The following is a 17,319-nucleotide window of genomic DNA, read 5'->3' as shown; positions in this document are numbered from 1 at the left end:
GGCTCTCCACGGGCCCGGACCGGTCGGCAAGGGGTTCGGGCGGTTGGGCGTGTACTGCGGACGCAGTACACGGTCGTTCGGTCCGACTGCGGTCCGCCGGCGGCGTTCGTCTGCGGTTCGTACCATTTTGACCGGTCCGGCGGGGTGGCCGGAACACCGGCCGACGGGGTGGCCGGTACACGGGCCGGCGGGGTGGCCGGAACACCGGCCGACGGGGTGGCCGGTACACGGGCCGGCGGGGTGGCCGGAACACGGGCCGCCCCGCCGCGGTCCCGGGGAGAGGGATCGCGGCGGGGCGGGGTACTCAGACGCCGACCGAGTGGCGGGCCGGTTCGCTGCCGGTCCCGTCGGCGGGGGTGCCGGGGAGCGGCGGCTCGGTCCGGAGGTTGGCGCCCTCGACGTCGACGTCGGGGACGATCCGCTCCAGCGGGCGCGGCAGCCACCAGGCGCGGCGGCCGAGCAGGGCCAGGGCGGCCGGGACGATCGCCATCCGGACCACGAACGCGTCGAAGGCGACGGCCGCGGCCAGGCCGAAGCCCATCATCTTGATCATCGGCTCGTTCATGCCGATGAAGCCGGCGAACACGCTGATCATGATGAGCGCGGCGGCCGTGACCACCCGGGCGTTGTACCGGAAGCCGGTGACCACGGCCTCGCCGGGTTCCTCGCCGTGCACGTAGGCCTCGCGGATCCGGGTGACCAGGAACACCTCGTAGTCCATGGCCAGGCCGAACACCACGCCGATCATGAAGATCGGCATCATGCTCATCACCGGGCCGGTCTGCTCGATCCCGATCAGCTCGGCCAGCCAGCCCCACTGGAAGACCGCCACGACGGCGCCGAGCGCGGCGGCCACCGAGAGCAGGAATCCGGCGGCGGCCTTGATCGGGACGAGCACCGAGCGGAAGACCACCAGCAGCAGCACCACGGCGAGGCCGACCACCACCGCCAGGTAGGGCAGCAGCGCGTCGTTGAGCTTCTGCGAGACGTCGATGTTCATCGCCGTCGGACCGCTGACCAGCACGGTCGCGCCGGTGGCGGACTTGAGACCCGGCGCCTTGTCACGGATGGCGTGGACCAGGTCGGTGGTCGCGGCCTCGCTCGGCCCGGTGGCCGGCATGGCGGTGACGATGGCGGTGTCCCCGGCCTGGTTGAAGGCCGCCGGGGTGACCGCGACCACGCCGGGCAGGCCCTTCACGGCGTCGCCGACCTGCTGGGCGGCGGCCTTGGGGTCGGGCACGCCCTTGACGTCGACCAGCACGGTCAGCGGACCGTTGAAACCGGGGCCGAAGCCCTCGGAGAGGTGGTCGTAGGCGCGGCGCTGGGTGGTGGAGGTCGGCTTGGCCTCGTCGCCCGGCAGGCCGAGCCTCAGGTCGAGCGCGGGCAGCGCGAGCACGCCGAGCCCGATCACACCGCCGACCAGCACGGCGACCGGACGGCGCAGCACGAACCGGGCCCAGCGGGTACCGCCGTTGGGGCGACCGGTGTCGCCCGCCGCGGCCCGGCCCCGCTTGCGGAGCTTGCGCGGCAGCACCCGCTGACCGATGAAGCCGAGCAGCGCGGGGACGAGGGTGAGCGCGACCAGGACGGCGATCACCACGGTGCCGGCCGCCGCCAGGCCCATCTTGGCCAGCAGCGGGATGCCCACCACGGAGAGCCCGGCCAGCGCGATGATCACGGTGAGCCCCGCGAACACCACGGCCGATCCGGCCGTGCCGACGGCCCGCCCGGCGGCCTCCTTGGGGGCGTACCCGTCGAGCAGCTCGGCCCGGTAGCGGGACACGATGAAGACCGCGTAGTCGATGCCGACGGCGAGGCCGAGCATCATCGCCAGGGTGCTGGTGGTGCTGGACAGGCCGAGCACGCTGCCGAGACCGGTGATCAGCGCGATACCGAGCCCGACGCCGATCACCGCGGTGAGCAGCGGGAGTCCGGCGGCCAGCAGCGAGCCGAAGGTGATCACCAGGACGACGGCCGAGATCGCCATGCCGATCGCCTCGGCGGACCCGCCCGCCTCGGCGCCGGCCATCAGGGCCGTGCCGCCGATGTCCACGGTGAGGCCGGCGTCCCGGGCGTGCTGGGCGGCCTGCTCCAGGGCCTCGGTGGCCCCGGTGGAGACCTTGCCGGGCTTGGCGTCGTAGCTGACCGTCGCGTACGCGGTGGTGCCGTCCTGGGAGACGGCGCCGGCCTTGAACGGTCCGGTGGCCGAGAGGACCTGCTCGCCGTGGGCGAGCTCGGCGACCGCCTTGTCGACCGTCTGCTGGTTCTGGGCCGCGGTGATCTTCTGGCCGGACGGCGCGACGAAGACGATCCGGGCCGAGGCACCGTCGGACATGGCGCCGGGGAAGCGCTCGTCCATGAGGTCGAAGGCCTTCTGCGCCTCGGTGCCGGGCATGGCGAAGCCGTCGTCGGGGGCGGCGGGCGCCTTGGCGGCCAGCACCCCCACGGCGGCCAGCAGGGCGACCCAGAGCAGGGTCACCAGCCGGCGCCTGAGGAAGGACCATCGGCCCAGGCGGTACAGGAAAGTGGCCACGGGAGAGCGGACTCCTTCGGATGTCGGACGTCAGGCGTCGGATTTCGGACAGCGGGCCCGTCGGACGGCGGCCGTCCAGCGGGATCGGTGGCCGGGAGCGCTGCCCGGCCGTCGCGGCCAGGGGCTTCCGGAGCATGGCCATCCTGCTCGGGCGGGCGTCTCGTCGGCGTCGGCCCAGCGCAGGCATTCCGGACTACTGCGGACGCAGCAGGACGACCCGGGCGGCGTAGTGCCCGGAGCGCGGCCGCCGCGTTCCGGCTCCGACCTGCGGCCGAGGGCGGCGGGAGCCCGGGTCGGGGTTCCGGGGGCACGGGGGGGCACCGGGCCCGAGGTCGGCCGGGTCACCCGGGCGGGGGTACGGACGGGCCGCGTCCCGACCGGCGAAGTAGCGTGATGTGCCTGGACCGGACGTTTCGCACCGGTTCGTTCGCTTCTGTCCGTCCCCGGTGACCGGGAAGCCCGCAGGCCCCCGGAACACCGCCCGTCCGCAGCTCGACCCGCTGCCGGAGGTGGCCCATGGGCGTTCCCGCCGCCCGCATCGTGTTCGACGAGAACGACCGCGCGGCCGTCGCGGAGGCGGTGAGCGAGATGCTCGCCACCGGCGCACTCACCCTCGGCCCCTGGACCGAACGGTTCGAGCAGTCGTTCGCCTCCGAGCACGGCGCCACGCACGCGGTCGCCGTCGCCAGCGGCACCGCCGCACTGGAGATCGTCCTGCGCGGCCTCGACGTCCGCGGCCGCGACGTGGTCGTCCCCGCCGTCACCTTCTACGCGACCGCCGGTGCGGTCCTGCACGCAGGCGGCCGGCCGGTCCTCGCCGACGTCGACCCGGCCACCCTCGCGCTCGGCCCGGACACCCTGGAGGCCGCCCTCACCCCGGACACCGCCGCCGTGGTGCTGGTCCACATCGGCGGACTGATCACCCCCGAGGTCGACGCGCTGCGCGCGATCTGCGACGCCCGGGGCATCCCGCTGGTCGAGGACGCCGCGCACGCGCACGGCAGCAGCTACCTCGGGCGGGCCGCCGGCACCTTCGGCACGGCCGGAGCCTTCTCCTTCTACCCGACCAAGGTCACCACCAGCGGCGAGGGCGGCATGATCCTCACCGAGTCCGCCGAACTGCGCGACGAGGCCCGGATCCACCGCGACCAGGGCAAGGGCTCCTTCACCACCAACCACCACGTGCGGCTCGGCGCGTCGTGGCGGATGAGCGAGCCCAACGCCGCCATCGGCACCGTCCACCTGCGCCGGCTCAAGGAGTTCGTGGAGACCAGGCGCCGGGTCGCCCAGCGCTACGACGCCGCGCTCGGCGCGCTGGACGGCCTGACCCCCGTCCTCGAACCGGCCGGCTCCCGCGGCAACTACTACAAGTACGTCGCCCTGCTGCCGCCCGGCACCGACCGCGCGGCGTTCAAGCGGGCCGTCGCCGAGGAGTACGACGTCCGGCTGTCCGGCGAGGTCTACGACCTGCCGCTGCACCTGCAGCCGGTGCTCGCCCCTTACCGGCGGGCGGCGCTGCCGGTCGCCGAGGACGTCTGCGCCCGGCAGATCTGCCTGCCGGTGCACTCCGACATGACCGAGGACGAGACCGAGCTGGTGATCGAGGCGGTGTCCGCCGTCCATCGCCGCTTCACGGGCTGACGGACCTCACGGGCCGACGGACCGCGCCGGTCGCGGGAACCGTCGGGCGCAGTCGGCCGGGAGCACCCGGCCGGGAGCAGTCAGTCGGGAGCAGTCAGTCGACAGAGAGACAGGAGAGAACCGTGCGGATAGCGGTCACCGGAGGATGCGGCTTCATCGGCTCACACGTCGTCGACCGGCTGCTCGCCGCCGGGCACGAGGTGCTCGCGGTGGACTCCACCGACAAGTACCTCAACCCCGACGCCGACCACGCGCGGATCGACATCCTCGACCTGCCCGCCCTCACCGCCGCCCTGGACGGCTGCGAGGTGGTCTTCCACCTGGCCGCGCAGGCCGACGTCGAGCGGGTCGCCGCCGACCCGGTCGGCGCCGTGCGGGCCAACATCGACGGGACCGAGGCGGTGCTCGAGGCCGCCCGTCGCAACGACCTCAGCCGGACCGTCCTGGCCAGCACCGTCTGGGTGTACGGGGCCGCCCTCGGCGAGGCCGGCATGGAGGACGAGGAGCAGGAGCTCGACGAGCACGTGCCGATCGAGCTCGAGCACAGCGGGCACCTCTACGTCGCCACCAAACTGGCCGCCGAGATGCTCGTGCACAGCTACCGCGAGCTGTACGGGCGGCACTTCACCATCCTGCGGTACGGCATCCCGTACGGGCCGCGGATGCGCGACGAGCTGGTCGTCGCCCGGTTCGTGCAGGCCGCGCTCGACGGGCGGCCGATCACCATCGCCGGCGACGGGCGGCAGAGCCGCAACTTCGTCTACGTCGAGGACCTCGCCGACGCGCACGTCCGCGCCCTCTCCCCCGCCGCCGAGGACCAGACCTTCGCGCTGGAGGGCTCCACCGCCGTCTCGGTCCGCGACATCGCCGACACCGTGGACCGGCTGCTCGGACCGGTCAGCATCGAACACATCGAGGCCCGCACCGCCGACTACGCCGGGCGCCGGATCTCCGCCGCGCAGGCCAAGCGGCTGCTCGGCTGGTCCCCGCACACCAACTTCACCGACGGCGTGCGGCGATACGCCGACTGGTACCGCTCCGAGGCCGCGCCCGCGGCCGGCCCCCGCCAGGGCGCCTGAACCGGGGCCGGGCGGTGCCGCACGCGCTGCTGGTCTCCGGATCGCTCGGCCAGGGCCACGACGTGATGGCCCGGGCCTGCGCCGACTCCCTGGAGGCACGCGGCTGGACCACCGCCACGGTCGACGCGATGGCCCTGCTCGGGCAGCACGCGGGCAACGCCGGGGAGGCCGTTTTCCGGCGGCTGCTCGACCTGCCCGGCGTCTACGACGCGTTCCACTTCTCCGCCCTGCGCCCCGGCGCCCGGATCGCCCTGCTCGCCGACGCGGCGGCCCGGCGGCGGCTGGTACCCGCCGTCCGGGCGCTGCTCGCCGAGCAGCGCCCGGAACTGGTGGTCTCGGTCTTCGCGACCGCCACCTCCGCCGTCAACCGGCTGCGCGGCGACCCGCCGGCCTTCCGGCACCTGGTGCTCTGCACCGACGTCACCCCGCACCGGCTCTGGGTGCAGGACGGCACCGACCTGTTCCTGGTCACCTCCGAGGTCGCCGCCTGCGGCGTCCGCCGCTACCGCCCGGACGCGCCGGTGGCCGTCCTGCCCGCACCGCTGCGCGCGCCGTTCTACCGGCCGCCCTCCCGCGCCGAGGCGCGGGCGGAGCTGGGCGTGCCGCCGGACGCGCGCTGCGTGCTGCTGATGTCCGGCGCCTGGGGCCTCGGCCCGCTCGCCCGTACCGCTGCCGAACTCGCCGACGCCGGACCGCACGTGCTCGCGGTGGCGGGGAGCAACGCCGAACTCGAACGCCGCCTGCGCCACGCCGCCACCCACCGGCCCCGGCTGCACCCCTACGGCTGGACCGACCGGGTACCCGCCCTGATGTCCGCCGCCGACCTCGTCGTCACCAGCTCCGGCGACACCTGCAGCGAGGCCCGCGCCCTCGGCCGGCGCCTCCTGCTCCTGGACGTCGTCCAGGGCCACGGCCGGGACAACCTCCAGCACGAACTGGAGCTGGGCCACGCCGATGTCGTCTCCGCCCGCCCCGCCGAGGTCGTCCGCTCCGCCCTCGCCGCCCTCACCCGCCCCGAACCACCCCCCTCCCCCGGCGCCACCCCGGAGGGCTGGCGCACCGGCTTCGCGGCGGCCCTGGAACAAGTCGGCCTGGCCTGACAAGCCACCTGACAGGGCCCGGTTACAGCGGTTCCTGGTTGACCTCACCCAGAGGATCCCGATGGCGCACCGCGGGCCGTGTCATGTCTGGCGCTGTTGGAACTCCTCCCCCCAGGCGCCCGCATGACAGGTCGTCATCACTGAACGGGAGGCCCGGCTATGGCATTTCCTGCCCGAGAGACGCGGCCCCCGGACCCGCTTCGGGGAATTCCGTGGTCACGCAGCGGCCCGAGGGTGATCCCCCGGGCGCGGCAGTGGGCGGCGAGGAGGGGGAGGGCGGCGAGGGCGGCGCGCCAGGAGTCGGGGGCGGAGGTGCAGTCGGAGTCGTGCAGGAGGAGGGTGGCGCCGCCGGTGAGGTGGGGGCGGGCGGTGGCGAGTACGGAGGGGCCGGTGGCGCCCGGCTCCCAGTCCCGGCCCCAGGCCGTCCACAGCACCGTGCGCAGGCCGAGGCGGCGGGCGGCCAGCGCCTGGCCGGCGGTCAGGACGCCGTAGGGCGGGCGGTACCAGAGCGGGGGCGTGCCGGTGAGGGCGGTCACGGCCTCGGTGGCGCGGCGCAGTTCGCGCAGGTCGCGGGCGGGGGCGGGGTAGTACTGGCGGCCGTGGTGCCAGCCGTGCACGGCGACCTCGTGGCCCCGGGCGACGAGCTCGCGGCCGAGGTCCGGGGAGCGTTCGAGCATCGCGCCGAGGAGGAAGAAGGTGGCGCGGAGGCCGAGGGCGTCGAGGGCGTCCAGGATCGGCGGGGTGCCGCGCGGGTCGGGGCCGTCGTCGAAGGTGAGGGCGAGGTGCCCCGGGACGGTGCCCCAGCCGGCGGTGCGGCGGGCCAGCAGGCGCTTGACGGGCGGCAGTCGGACGGCGGCCGGGGCGAGGTGGAGCAGTTCGACGCCGGCGGCGGCGCCGAGCAGGAGGCCGGTGCCCATCCGGACCCTCACCCGAACCGGGCCGCCATCCGCCGGAAGAAGCCCGGGGCGGCGCCGTGGATCCGGGCCGGGAGGTCCAGCCAGTGCGGCAGGAAGGCGCGGTCGCGGTCGGTGGTGATCGCCGCGTGGACGAGGTCGGCGACCGCCTCGGCGGAGACGGGGCGGGGGCGTTCGCGCTGGTAGTCGGTGCCGCGGGTGGCGAAGAAGGGGGTCGCCACCGCTCCCGGGAGGATCAGCCGGACGCCGACGCCGGTGCCGCGCAGCTCGTACCAGAGGCTCTCGGCGAACATGGTCAGCCCGGCCTTGGTGGCGGCGTAGGCGGCCTCCTCGCGGACGCCGACCTGGCCGGCCATCGAGCCGAGCAGCACGATCCGGCCCCGGTCGCGTTCCAGCATGGCGGGCAGGAGGAGCCGGGCCAGCCGGAGCGGGGCGGCGAGGTTGACCTCCAGCATCCGGTCCAGGGTGTCGGTGGGGGTCTGCGCGAAGGGGCCGCGCCAGCCGAGACCGGCGCTGGCGATCAGGGCGTCCACCCGGCCGGCGGCGGCGAGGGCGGCTTCGGCCAGGCGCTGGGCGCCGTCGGGTTTGGCGAGGTCCGCGGGGAGCGGGCGGCCTCCGGTGCGCGCGGCGACGGCGTCGAGGCGGGCCTGGTCGGTACCGGAGAGCAGCAGCCGCCAGCCGGCGGCGGCGAGCCGTTCGGCGGTGGCGGCGCCGATGCCGGAGGAGGCTCCGGTGACGAGGGCGATCGGCGGGTTGTCGGCGGGGCACCGCCGGGCCCCCCGGGAGCGTGGACGGGCGTCTTCGGTGCCGTCCGTGCTGTCCGTGGCGTCCGTGGTCATGGCACCTGCCGCTCTGTGCGCGTCTCGCCGTCCGATTTGTCCGGCAAATCACCTTTGCATGGCGGAGCCGTTCGGGCGACCGGGGTGACGTCCGGGCCGGTCACGTCCGGACCGGACGGCGGGGACGGCGGGGACGGCGCGGACGGCGCGGACGGCGCGGACGGGACCAGCTCGGACTCCACCTCGCCGAACCGGGACAGTACGAAGGTGCCGCCGACCGCCACCACGAACCCGGTCAGCGCGCACCAGGCGTAACCGGACCTGGCGGTGTCACCGAGCGCCACCACCCCGACCAGCGCCGGGCCGAAGGTCTCCGAGACGGTCCCGGCGGCGGTCACCGCCGTCACCGTGCCGCGCTGGAGCGCCAGCGCGTAGGCGAGGTACCCGCCGAGGCCGCCCAGGGCCAGCCCGTAGGCGGCCGGGTCGGTGAACACGTCCAGCGGCCCGGAGACGTCGAGGACCCGGACCGCGAGGCTGGTGACCCCGAAGCCGACCCCCGCCAGCAGGCCGAGGCCGACCGCCGCCGCGTTCCCGCTGCGGCGGGCGAGGACGAACGTGAGCAGCAGCATCAGCACGGTGGCGGCGAGCAGCGCCCAGTGGAACGCGGCCGAGGCGTGGTCCCGGCCCGCGTGCCCGGAGCCGAGGGCCAGCAGGGTCAGGCCGGCCACCACGGCGGCGATGCCCAGCAGGTCGGCGCGGTGCAGCCGGGCCCCGAGCAGCCGGGCGGCGGCGAGCGCGGTGACGGCCAGGCTGGCGTTGGTGACGGCCTGGACCAGGAACAGCGGCAGGGTGCGCAGGGCGACGACGCTCAGCGCGAAGCCCGCGATGTCGAGGCCGGTGCCGAGCAGGAACCGCCAGGACCGGAGCAGGGCGGCCAGCAGGCCGACGCGTACCCGGTCCGCGTGCGGCGCCTCCCGCGCGCCGCCCGCCTGGAACACCGAGCCGAAGCCGAAGCAGACGGTGGCGACCAGGGCGGTGGTGAGTCCGAGCAGCATGGCCCTCCCGGCGTCCGGGGCACCCCGGGGGCCGGGGTCCGTCCCCAGTCTCCGCCGGGCCCGGCCGAGCCGCAGCGGGGAGGCCCGGGGCCGGGCGGGGTCAGCCCTCGGCCGGGCGGCCCGCGGCGGCGAGCGCGCCGTGGGCCGGACGGCCCGCGGCGAGGGCGAGCACGCCGTTGGCCAGCGGCAGCGCGACGAACAGGGCGATCGCGCCGACCGGCCCGGTCCCGGCGGCGTCCGGCAGCACGCGGTCCGCCACCGTCGCGACCCCGACGGCCACCACACCGAGGACGGCCAGGCCGGACAGCAGCCCGCGCAGCCGACGCGGCGGACGTTCACGGTCGTACTCGACCGCGACCCCCACGGCGCCGAGGGCACCGAGGGCCCAGGGCAGGTCGCGCAGCCACTGCTCACCCAGCAGCAGCCACACCGCCAGGGCCAGCAGGCAGGCGAACAGCAGCCCCACCACCTCGGCCACCACCGTCGCCGCCACCATGTCCCGGACGTGCATCCGCCTCCCCCTCCGCTCGCCCCACCGGGAGGCTACCCGGGAAGGAGCGCGTACGGTACAGGGCCGAACGCGGCGCGTGAGCGGGTGCAGGCGTTCCCCGGGAGGACCGGGGCGGGCCCCGGCGGGCCGCTACCCGGCCGGCGCCGCCTCCGCGCGGCCCGAACCCTCCACGTGGGCGGGGAGGGTCGGCCAGGTGAGCGGCGGCAGCGGGCCGGGGTGGCGGTGGACGGCGTAGCGGTGCGGGGCCATCGCGGTCTCGTGGCCGGGGAGGGTGGCGACGACCGCGCGGTGCACCTCGGCCGGAATGAGGTCCTGCTCGGTGGTGGCGACCCGGGCGGTGAGCCGGCCGTCCTCGCACCCGAGGTCTACCGCCGTCGCCCGCGTGCCGAGGGCGTCGGCGACCAGGGCGCGGACGGCCTCGAGGTCGATCCAGTCGGCGCCGATCCGCCGCCAGTCGCCGGTGCGGGTGGCGGGGCTCAGGCCACTGAGGGCGGCCAGCCCGGAGAGCGGCAGCGGTCCCGCCGCCGCGGCCGCGAGTACGGCGGGGACGGCGCGGGCGAAGCGCTCGGTGTCGGCACGCTCGAACACCTGGGGGCAGGCCAGCAGGGCGAACTCCAGACTGCCGGCGGTCCGCAGGATGTTGAGCATCAGGCGCACCGGCAGCGGCTGGTCCGGCAGCCACAGCACCTCGGGGTCGGCGGTCGCGGCGGGGCGGGCCTCGGAGAGGGTCTCGGGGATGGCGAGGCTGAGGTCGTTGACGACGATCTGCCGGGCGAAGCGGGCGCCGCGCCGCTCCGCGACGTCCTCCACCAGTTGCCAGACCTTGTCCGCGTTGAGCGTGCTGTGCCAGTAGCCGGTGAAGGAGGCGACCTTGGTACGGCCGATCAGGGCGTCCAGGTCGTCGTCCTCGGCGAGGGGACCGACCTCGAGGGCGATCAGGGCGTCCTGGGCCAGGGTGCCGATGTGGTCGGCGAGGGCGGAGCGCTGGCGGTTCGCCGACAGGGCCGAGATCACCAGGTCGGTGCGGGCCGCGCGGTGTGCGGCGAGGGCGGCGAAGACGGCCAGCAGCACGGCCGACGGGCCGGCGGCGGTGCGGCGGCAGACCGCTTCGAGGTCGGCGGCGGCATTCCGGGAGCGCAGCAGCAGGGCGGCCGTGCCCTCGGACGGGCCGGGGGTCATGCCGTCGACGGAGAAGGAGCTCGACGGCCCGGTGGTGAGGACGCTCTCCCAGTGCTTGAGCGCGGCCGCGGTCTTGCGGCGCCCCTGGGGGCTCTGCTCCAGGGCGGCCAGTTCCAGCGGGGTGCGGGAGGCGGCGGGCGGCAGCCGCACCCCGGTGGCGAGGGCGAGCCAGTCCCGGATGAGCAGGGTGACGGCGACGCCGTCGACCCCGGCGTGGCAGCCCACCACGACCAGCCGGCGCACGAGTTGTCCGTCGGTGAGCAGCGTGAAGCGCAGCCGCGGGGCAGCGGTGAGGTCGAAGGGCAGGGCGACGTCGGTCCGGCCCGTCTCGTCGGCGAGGGCGTCGATCCCGGCACCCTCGCGGTCGCCGACGGGGACCAGGGCGACGGTGAACTCGCCCTCGGTGCGCACCTCCTGGCGTTCGGGGAAGCCGTCCGGGCCGGGGCCGGGCGGGAAGGCGGTGCGCAGCGACTCGTGCCGTTCCAGCAGTGCGCGCAGGGCGTCGACGGCGGTGGCGACGGTGGTGCCCTCGGGGACGGGCCAGACCGACTCTCGGTTGATCTGTTCGGGCCGGTCGCGCCCGATGCAGCGGAGCATGTTGTCCTGGCCGAGGGTGAGCGGGCCGGAGCCGCCGCCCACGCCGTGGAAGCGGGCCGTGATCAGGCCCTCGGTCTCGGTCACGTCGTGCGTCATCACGTCGATCGCGCCCTTCGGTTCGCAGGTCTGGGCGAGGTGCGGTCGGGACGCTACCAGCGGGCCGATCATGTGGTCCAGACCAGAAACCTGGGATACCGGCGGGGCACGCAAATTTCTGATGTTTCGTCAAGTACCTGTCAGACCAGGGGAGTTGGTCGGAGCCCAGATCCTGGCGCGGACGCTGCACGGGTCGGCGCCGACGGCGGCCACCGCGGCCCGGAACCGGCCGGGCGCGGGTACGTCCTCGATCCGGCAGGGGCCGGCGCCGAGCGTTCCGGGATCGGCGAGCAGCAGCGGCGACGGCCCGTCCAGCGGCAGCCCGAAGCCCTGGACCAGCCGCCCGCCGTAAGCCTTGACGCACGCCTCGCGGCGGCACCAGAGCACGGTGAAGCGCCCGGCCGGGTCCGGGTCGGCGGCGACCGACTCGGCCTCGGCGGGCGGGAACCAGCGCCGGGTCATCCGCAGCGCGACCCGCACGTCCCGGACCTCCTCGACGTCCACCCCGACGGCGCGCCCCTCGGTGAGGGCGACGGCCGCCAGCGCGCCGGAGGCGGAGTGGTTGACGGCGAGCCCGTCGATCCCGGGCTTGCCGTGCGGGCCGTAGTGCCAGGCCAGCCGCGCGGGGTCGCGGCCGAGCCGGGCACCGGCGAGCAGGCGCACCGCGCCGTGGGCGACGGTGAAGCGCCGCCCGAAGCGCCGGTCCGGACCGTCCGCGCGGGCGCGTTCGGCCGGGTCGAGCAGACCGTACAGGGCGCGGACCACCGGCTCGGGCTGGTCGGTGGGGATCAGCCACACGTCGACCAGGTCGGCGCGGAGCACCGGGACGACCGGAGCACCGGCAGTACCGGAAGCACCGCAAGCACTGGAAGCACCGGGAACGACCGGAGCACCGGGAACGACGAAGTGCGCAGGAGCAGTGGGACCGGTACCGGCCGGGGCCGCACCGGAACCGGTCACGACGGCGGACCCGCGCGCAGGGTCAGGGTGGAGAGCACGCCGAGCCTCGGGTCGAGGTCGGCCAGCAGCACGGGTCGCCGCTCGGACCGCCAGCCGGGCAACCGGTCGGCGAGCACCGACCAGAGTCCGGTGAACGGCTGGCCGGCGGGGGTGCGGACGACGTCCGGACCGGGCACCTCCAGCCCGGCGGCGAGCAGCACGACGGCCTCCTCCCCCAGCTCCTTCGCCTGCCGGCGGACCTCCTCGGCGGCCGACTCGGCCGTCGCACCACTGTCCTGACGGACCGTCAGCTCCTCGCCGGGCAAGGTCTCGCAGACCAGGACGACGGCGCAGTGGCGGTCCGGCAGCGTGACCGGTTCGGGCGGCAGATGGTGCAGGGTGGTCTGCTCGGCGAGGACGACCACCGCACGCCGGGCGACGCCGGTCCGCTGGTACGCGAGCGCGGCGCGCAGCGCGGCGAACGCCCCGGCGGTGCCCTGGTCGCAGAGCGCGAGCGCGGTGGGCGTTCCCGCGCAGGAGCGGCTGAGCGCGAGCGAGGTGGGTGCGCCGGGCCGGACGTCCGGCGAGTCGAAGGCCTGGATCAGCACGTCCGCCGGTTCGTCCGGCCCGAGAGCCTCGGCGAGCAGGCCGGCGGCCAGTTCCTCGTACGCGTGTCCGGCCCCTTCGGCCAGCAGGTCCTCGCGCAGCGGCAGGCCGTAGGGGCGGACCAGGTCGGTGACGAAGACCCGGAGGTCGGGGTCGAGGGAGAGTTCGGAGCGGCCGTCGGCGTACCGCGTCAGCACCCGGGTGAGACCCGGGGCGGCGGACATCGGTCAGTCCTCGGCGATGATGTGCGCGGCGACGTAGTCGGCCAGGTTGGTGACCGAGCGCAGGTCGTCCTCGGTGATCTGCTCGACGTCGACCTGGATGTCGAGCGCCTCCTCGACCTCGAGGATCAGCTCGATGGTGCCGGCCGAGGTGAGGCCGAGGTCGTCGAAGAGGCAGGCGTTCTCGGGGATCTCGAACGGGTCCCGCTTCAGGACGCGCGGGATCAGCTCGCCGAGGCTGTGCAGGATCCGGACGCGCAGCTCGGCGTCGGTGGTCTGGACCACTTGGTCGGACATGGATGGGACCGTCCCGTCGTGCGTGGTGGAGTGGGGCGGAGCGGCCGGAGGGCCGGCGCCCGGGGGAAGAGGACAAGGACCGGGGGAGGACGGACCGACGGCGGGTCGGTCGTCCGGCCTCAGTGCTCGACGACCATGGCGGAGAAGGTCGCTCCGATACCGGCGGCCGCGACGAGGTAGCGGTCGCCCCGCTCGAGCAGCCCCCGCGTGGTGGCGGTGTGCAGGTTGATGAGGCCGTCCGCAGCGAAACTGTGCCCCACCGACGTCACGTTGTCCAGCACCACCTTCCCGATCGGGAAGCCGATCCGGCGCGCGATCGTGCGCCAGGACGCCTGGTTGACGTTGTGCGGGAGCACCAGCGCCAGCTCGGAGAGGTCCAGACCTGCCTGGTCGAGGGCGGCCTCGATCGCCTCGACCATCACGTCCGGGTACTCCCGCTGGTAGCGGGCGAGCAGATCCGGGTCCTCGGCCAGCCGGCCGTCGAACTCGGGCCGCTGGCGCACCGCGTAGGACAGCACCCGGTCGTGCTCGCCGTCGGCGCTGACCAGACAGGCGGCCGCGCCCTCGGCGAAGATCCCGGTCTCGGGCACCACCTGGGCGTCCTTGGTGAAGGTCTTCTCCCCCGTGAGCACCAGGGCCAGCGCCCGCGGATCGCCCTCACCGGCGAGCAGGCGCCCGGCCAGGTCGACGGCCAGCAGGCCGACGGCGCAGGCATGGTGGGTCACGGTGAAGGCCTGGGCGTGGCCCAGGCCGTAGCGCGGGAGCAGGTCGTGCAGGGGGTTGAGCGGGTACGGCACGGCCACCGGCATGCTGCGCGCGTGGATCACGAAACGGACGTCCCGTTCGCGTCCGCGCAGCTCCGGAAGGGCGTCGACGGCGGCGCCGAGCAGGTCGGACAGCCTCCCGTCCGGGTCCAGCCGCAGCTGGTCCAGGCCGTGGAAGCGGCGGAAGAGTCGAAGTTGACGTGGGGTCAGGCCCAGACGCTCGCCCACTGCCTCGATGGGCACGATGTGGTGGGGGAGGTGGACGGCCACTGCCTCCAGTGCGGTCACGCGGGCTAGTATTCCCACGCCCGACGGGTCCGCACAAGTGATCTCGGGCGGTTGCGGCACACAGTCCGCACAGCTCACCCCACGGAACGCGCAGGCCGAGCGCCGCCGTCCCCCGCCCCCGCGTCGTCGAGCCGGTGGAGTCCCAGATGAACGATCGTGAACGTCCCGTCCCCGTACCGCCGGTCCGTCCGGCCCTGGTCGCACTGCTGGTGGAGGCCGCACAGGCGCCGCCGGGCTGGGCCGCCGGTGTGACCGGGCAGTCCCGGCTGGACGGGGACCTGCTGCTCGACGAGACCGAGCTCGCCGCACTGCACGAGGGTCTGCGCCGGAGCTTCGGCCCCTCGGTGGACCTCGCCGCGCTGCGGGCCGGACTGGACCTGGCGGCGCTGGAGGCCCTCACCGTCGCCGACGTCGAGCGGCTGCTGCCCGCGGAGGACGCCCGATGAGCCGCTTCCTGCTGGTGGTCCCGCCGTTGACCGGACACGTCAATCCGACCGTGGGCCTGGCCCGGGAACTGGTGGCGCGCGGCCACGAGGTGGCCTGGACCGGCACCGAGTCGGCGCTGCGGCCGCTGCTCGGGCCGGACGCGACCGTGTTCGGCACCGGCACCCGGGCGTTCCGGGCCCAGGGCGGGCACGGGCTGGCCGCCGTCCGCTCGCTGTGGGAGGGCTTCATCGTCCCGTACGCGCGGTTCACCACCAAGGCGCTGGACGCGGCGGTGCGGGAGTACCGGCCGGACGCGCTGCTGGTGGACCAGCACACCCCGGCCGGGGCGCTGGTGGCGCACCGGCACCGGCTGCCCTGGGGCACGCTGGCGCCGGGGGCGATGGAGCTGGGGCGGCCGTTCCGGGGGCTGCCGCTGCTGGAGGAGTGGATGACCGGCCTGCTCCAGGGCCTGTGGCGGCGGGCCGGACTGCCCGAGGAGGAGTACGTCGACCCGCGCTTCTCCCCCGCGCTGGTGCTCGCCTTCACCGGTCCGGCGCTGACCGGCCCCGAGCCCGTTGCCCCGCACTGTGCGGCCGTCGGACCGGTGCTGACGGACCGGCCGGCCGATCCGGCCTTCCCCTGGGAGCGGCTGCTGCCCGAACGGCGCCGCGTCCTGGTCACCATGGGCACCCTGTCCGGCGAGCTCGGCGCGGACTTCCTGGCCCGGGCGGTGCGGGCACTCGAGCTGTGCGGGCCGGACGTGCAGCCGGTGTTCGCGGCGCCCGACGGGCTGCTGCCGGAACTGCCCGGCCACGCGGTGGCGGTGGACCGGGCACCGGTGCTGGAACTGATGCGGCGCGGGGCGCTGGACGCCGTGCTGTGCCACGGCGGGATGAACACCGTCGGCGAGGCCCTGGTGCACGGACTTCCGCTGGTCACGGCACCGATCCGGCACGACCAGCCGTTCGTCGCGGCGCAGGTGGCGGCCGCCGGGGCGGGTCTGCGGGTACCGTTCGCCCGGGTGACGCCGGATCACCTGGCAGCAGCGCTGCGGAGCGTGCTGGAGGAGCCCGGGTACCGGTCGGCGGCCGCCCGGGTCGGGGCGGGACTGCTCGCCGGCGGCGGGGCCGCGGCGGCCGCCGACCGGGTGGAGGCACTGGTCACACCGGGTGCCCCTCGGGCCAATCCATTGGTCTAGGCCATTGTTTCCGGGGTGCCGGAACCCCTAGGGTGGCCCGCAGCACCACTTCCCAGGTGTCCCGCGCGCCGCCTTCCGGCGCCCCGGCAACCCCACCCCGCACGGGAGTTCTGGTTGATCGAGACCAAGGGGCTCAGCAAGTCCTACCCCTCCAAGAAACGCGGCCAGCCCCCCGTGGACGCCGTCCGAGGCATCGACCTGGACGTCGCTCCGGGTGAGATCTTCGGCTTCCTCGGCCCCAACGGCGCCGGGAAGACCACCACCCTGCGGATGCTCGCCACCCTGATCCGCCCCGACGGCGGCGAGGCCCGGATCGCCGGGGCCGACCTGTTCGCCGATCCCGCCGAGGTCCGCCGCCGGATCGGATACGTCGCCCAGGGCGGCGGCACCACCGACGCCGTCACCGCGCGCGAGGAACTCGTGATGCAGGCGCGGATGCACGGCACCGGCAAGGCCCAGGCGGTCCGCCGCGCCGGCGAGGCACTCGAGGCCTTCGAACTCACCGAGTTCGCCGACCGGCCGTGCCGCACCTACTCCGGCGGCCAGCGCCGCCGGGTGGACATCGCGCTCGGTGTCATCCACTCGCCCAAGGTGCTGTTCCTGGACGAGCCCACGGTGGGCCTCGACCCGGCCAGCCGGGGCCACGTCTGGACCGAGATCCGGCGGCTGCGCGACGAGGGCATGACCGTCGTCGTCACCACGCACTACCTCGACGAGGCCGACGCGCTCTGCGACCGGGTCTCCATCGTCGACCACGGCGGCATCGTCGCCGAGGGCACACCGGAGACGCTCAAGCGCGAGATATCCGGTGACGTCGTCCTCGTCGGCCTCGACACCGGTGAGGCCGAGCGCGCCGCCAAGGCCCTGCGCGAGCAGCCCGGCCTGCCGGAACTGCACCGGCTGGAACTGCGCGGCGAGGACGGTCTGCGGCTCTACCTGGACGACGGCGCGGCCGCCGTCCCGCACCTGCTGCGCGCCCTCGACGGGGCGGGTGTCACCACCGGCACGGTCCAGCTGCAGCGCCCGAGCCTGGACGACGTGTTCCTGGCCCGCACGGGCCGCTCCATCGACCAGTCCTGACCCTCACCTCCGAACC

The 17,319-nt window shown here is 75.2% G+C and carries 16 protein-coding genes; 6 read left to right on the top strand and 10 right to left on the bottom strand.

The features are described 5' to 3' along the window. Nucleotides 1–304: 304 nt before the first annotated feature. Complete coding sequence (locus ACIPYS_RS20080) at nucleotides 305–2,533, bottom strand: MMPL family transporter (RefSeq protein WP_093858887.1); 2,229 nt, start codon at nucleotides 2,531–2,533, stop codon at nucleotides 305–307. A gap of 516 nt (nucleotides 2,534–3,049) precedes the next feature. Between ACIPYS_RS20080 and ACIPYS_RS20075 the strand changes: the two genes are divergently transcribed. The 3 genes from ACIPYS_RS20075 (at nucleotide 3,050) to ACIPYS_RS20065 (ending at nucleotide 6,353) form a co-directional block, all read left to right on the top strand. Continuing rightward, the gene (locus ACIPYS_RS20075) at nucleotides 3,050–4,174 is read left to right on the top strand and encodes a DegT/DnrJ/EryC1/StrS family aminotransferase (RefSeq protein WP_400747668.1); all 1,125 of its coding nucleotides are present in this window, start codon (nucleotides 3,050–3,052) and stop codon (nucleotides 4,172–4,174) included. Between the two features lie 122 nt (nucleotides 4,175–4,296). Beyond that, nucleotides 4,297–5,253: an NAD-dependent epimerase/dehydratase family protein gene (locus tag ACIPYS_RS20070; RefSeq protein WP_400747667.1), complete on the top strand. Its 957-nt coding sequence runs from the start codon at nucleotides 4,297–4,299 to the stop codon at nucleotides 5,251–5,253. A 14-nt stretch (nucleotides 5,254–5,267) separates the two neighbouring features. Continuing rightward, complete coding sequence (locus ACIPYS_RS20065; protein ID WP_400747665.1) at nucleotides 5,268–6,353, top strand: hypothetical protein; 1,086 nt, start codon at nucleotides 5,268–5,270, stop codon at nucleotides 6,351–6,353. Nucleotides 6,354–6,490: 137 nt separating this feature from the next. Here the strand turns inward: ACIPYS_RS20065 and ACIPYS_RS20060 are convergent, their stop codons facing one another. The 9 genes from ACIPYS_RS20060 to ACIPYS_RS20020 form a co-directional block, all read right to left on the bottom strand. Then, nucleotides 6,491–7,270, bottom strand: a complete 780-nt coding sequence (locus tag ACIPYS_RS20060; RefSeq protein ID WP_400747663.1) for a polysaccharide deacetylase family protein — start codon at nucleotides 7,268–7,270, stop codon at nucleotides 6,491–6,493. A gap of 8 nt (nucleotides 7,271–7,278) precedes the next feature. Continuing rightward, on the bottom strand, nucleotides 7,279–8,106 hold the full coding sequence (locus tag ACIPYS_RS20055) for an SDR family oxidoreductase (protein WP_173862005.1): 828 nt from the start codon (nucleotides 8,104–8,106) through the stop codon (nucleotides 7,279–7,281). Beyond that, nucleotides 8,103–9,101 (bottom strand): DMT family transporter, encoded by a 999-nt coding sequence (locus ACIPYS_RS20050; RefSeq protein ID WP_400747660.1) that lies wholly within the window; start codon nucleotides 9,099–9,101, stop codon nucleotides 8,103–8,105. The genes ACIPYS_RS20055 and ACIPYS_RS20050 overlap by 4 nt, the downstream gene beginning before the upstream one ends. 100 nt (nucleotides 9,102–9,201) lie before the next feature. Beyond that, the gene (locus tag ACIPYS_RS20045) at nucleotides 9,202–9,612 is read right to left on the bottom strand and encodes a hypothetical protein (protein WP_400747658.1); all 411 of its coding nucleotides are present in this window, start codon (nucleotides 9,610–9,612) and stop codon (nucleotides 9,202–9,204) included. A gap of 129 nt (nucleotides 9,613–9,741) precedes the next feature. Then, nucleotides 9,742–11,556 carry a condensation domain-containing protein gene (locus tag ACIPYS_RS20040; RefSeq protein ID WP_400747656.1) on the bottom strand — a complete coding sequence of 605 codons (1,815 nt, stop codon included), beginning with the start codon at nucleotides 11,554–11,556 and terminating at the stop codon, nucleotides 9,742–9,744. Between the two features lie 57 nt (nucleotides 11,557–11,613). Then, nucleotides 11,614–12,306, bottom strand: coding sequence for a 4'-phosphopantetheinyl transferase family protein (locus ACIPYS_RS20035; RefSeq protein ID WP_400747654.1), 693 nt, complete (start codon nucleotides 12,304–12,306; stop codon nucleotides 11,614–11,616). A gap of 134 nt (nucleotides 12,307–12,440) precedes the next feature. After that, nucleotides 12,441–13,253, bottom strand: coding sequence for a hypothetical protein (locus tag ACIPYS_RS20030; protein WP_400747652.1), 813 nt, complete (start codon nucleotides 13,251–13,253; stop codon nucleotides 12,441–12,443). A gap of 3 nt (nucleotides 13,254–13,256) precedes the next feature. Continuing rightward, on the bottom strand, nucleotides 13,257–13,547 hold the full coding sequence (locus tag ACIPYS_RS20025) for an acyl carrier protein (protein WP_093858894.1): 291 nt from the start codon (nucleotides 13,545–13,547) through the stop codon (nucleotides 13,257–13,259). 119 nt (nucleotides 13,548–13,666) lie between these two features. Continuing rightward, on the bottom strand, nucleotides 13,667–14,599 hold the full coding sequence (locus ACIPYS_RS20020; RefSeq protein WP_400747650.1) for a 3-oxoacyl-[acyl-carrier-protein] synthase III C-terminal domain-containing protein: 933 nt from the start codon (nucleotides 14,597–14,599) through the stop codon (nucleotides 13,667–13,669). A gap of 146 nt (nucleotides 14,600–14,745) precedes the next feature. On the opposite strand from ACIPYS_RS20020, the gene ACIPYS_RS20015 reads away from it, so the two are divergent. The 3 genes from ACIPYS_RS20015 (at nucleotide 14,746) to ACIPYS_RS20005 (ending at nucleotide 17,303) form a co-directional block, all read left to right on the top strand. After that, nucleotides 14,746–15,045 (top strand): hypothetical protein, encoded by a 300-nt coding sequence (locus ACIPYS_RS20015; protein ID WP_093858896.1) that lies wholly within the window; start codon nucleotides 14,746–14,748, stop codon nucleotides 15,043–15,045. Beyond that, nucleotides 15,042–16,223, top strand: coding sequence for a glycosyltransferase (locus ACIPYS_RS20010; protein ID WP_093858897.1), 1,182 nt, complete (start codon nucleotides 15,042–15,044; stop codon nucleotides 16,221–16,223). Before ACIPYS_RS20015 ends, ACIPYS_RS20010 begins: the two co-directional genes overlap by 4 nt. Nucleotides 16,224–16,337: 114 nt before the next feature. Next, the gene (locus tag ACIPYS_RS20005; protein WP_400747647.1) at nucleotides 16,338–17,303 is read left to right on the top strand and encodes an ATP-binding cassette domain-containing protein; all 966 of its coding nucleotides are present in this window, start codon (nucleotides 16,338–16,340) and stop codon (nucleotides 17,301–17,303) included. The last annotated feature ends 16 nt before the right edge of the window (nucleotides 17,304–17,319 follow it).

This window comes from Kitasatospora sp. NPDC089913 (genome assembly GCF_044748625.1).
Lineage (GTDB): Bacteria > Actinomycetota > Actinomycetes > Streptomycetales > Streptomycetaceae > Kitasatospora.
This window is presented reverse-complemented; position numbering and strand designations above follow the sequence as displayed.

Coding starts and splice junctions, on each gene's coding strand:
- ACIPYS_RS20050 (WP_400747660.1), bottom strand. CDS start 9,101: ATGCTGCTCGGACTCACCACCGCCCTGGTCGCCACCGTCTGCTTCGGC.
- ACIPYS_RS20015 (WP_093858896.1), top strand. CDS start 14,746: ATGAACGATCGTGAACGTCCCGTCCCCGTACCGCCGGTCCGTCCGGCC.
- ACIPYS_RS20060 (WP_400747663.1), bottom strand. CDS start 7,270: ATGGGCACCGGCCTCCTGCTCGGCGCCGCCGCCGGCGTCGAACTGCTC.
- ACIPYS_RS20030 (WP_400747652.1), bottom strand. CDS start 13,253: ATGTCCGCCGCCCCGGGTCTCACCCGGGTGCTGACGCGGTACGCCGAC.
- ACIPYS_RS20040 (WP_400747656.1), bottom strand. CDS start 11,556: ATGATCGGCCCGCTGGTAGCGTCCCGACCGCACCTCGCCCAGACCTGC.
- ACIPYS_RS20045 (WP_400747658.1), bottom strand. CDS start 9,612: ATGCACGTCCGGGACATGGTGGCGGCGACGGTGGTGGCCGAGGTGGTG.
- ACIPYS_RS20025 (WP_093858894.1), bottom strand. CDS start 13,547: ATGTCCGACCAAGTGGTCCAGACCACCGACGCCGAGCTGCGCGTCCGG.
- ACIPYS_RS20075 (WP_400747668.1), top strand. CDS start 3,050: ATGGGCGTTCCCGCCGCCCGCATCGTGTTCGACGAGAACGACCGCGCG.
- ACIPYS_RS20010 (WP_093858897.1), top strand. CDS start 15,042: ATGAGCCGCTTCCTGCTGGTGGTCCCGCCGTTGACCGGACACGTCAAT.
- ACIPYS_RS20055 (WP_173862005.1), bottom strand. CDS start 8,106: ATGACCACGGACGCCACGGACAGCACGGACGGCACCGAAGACGCCCGT.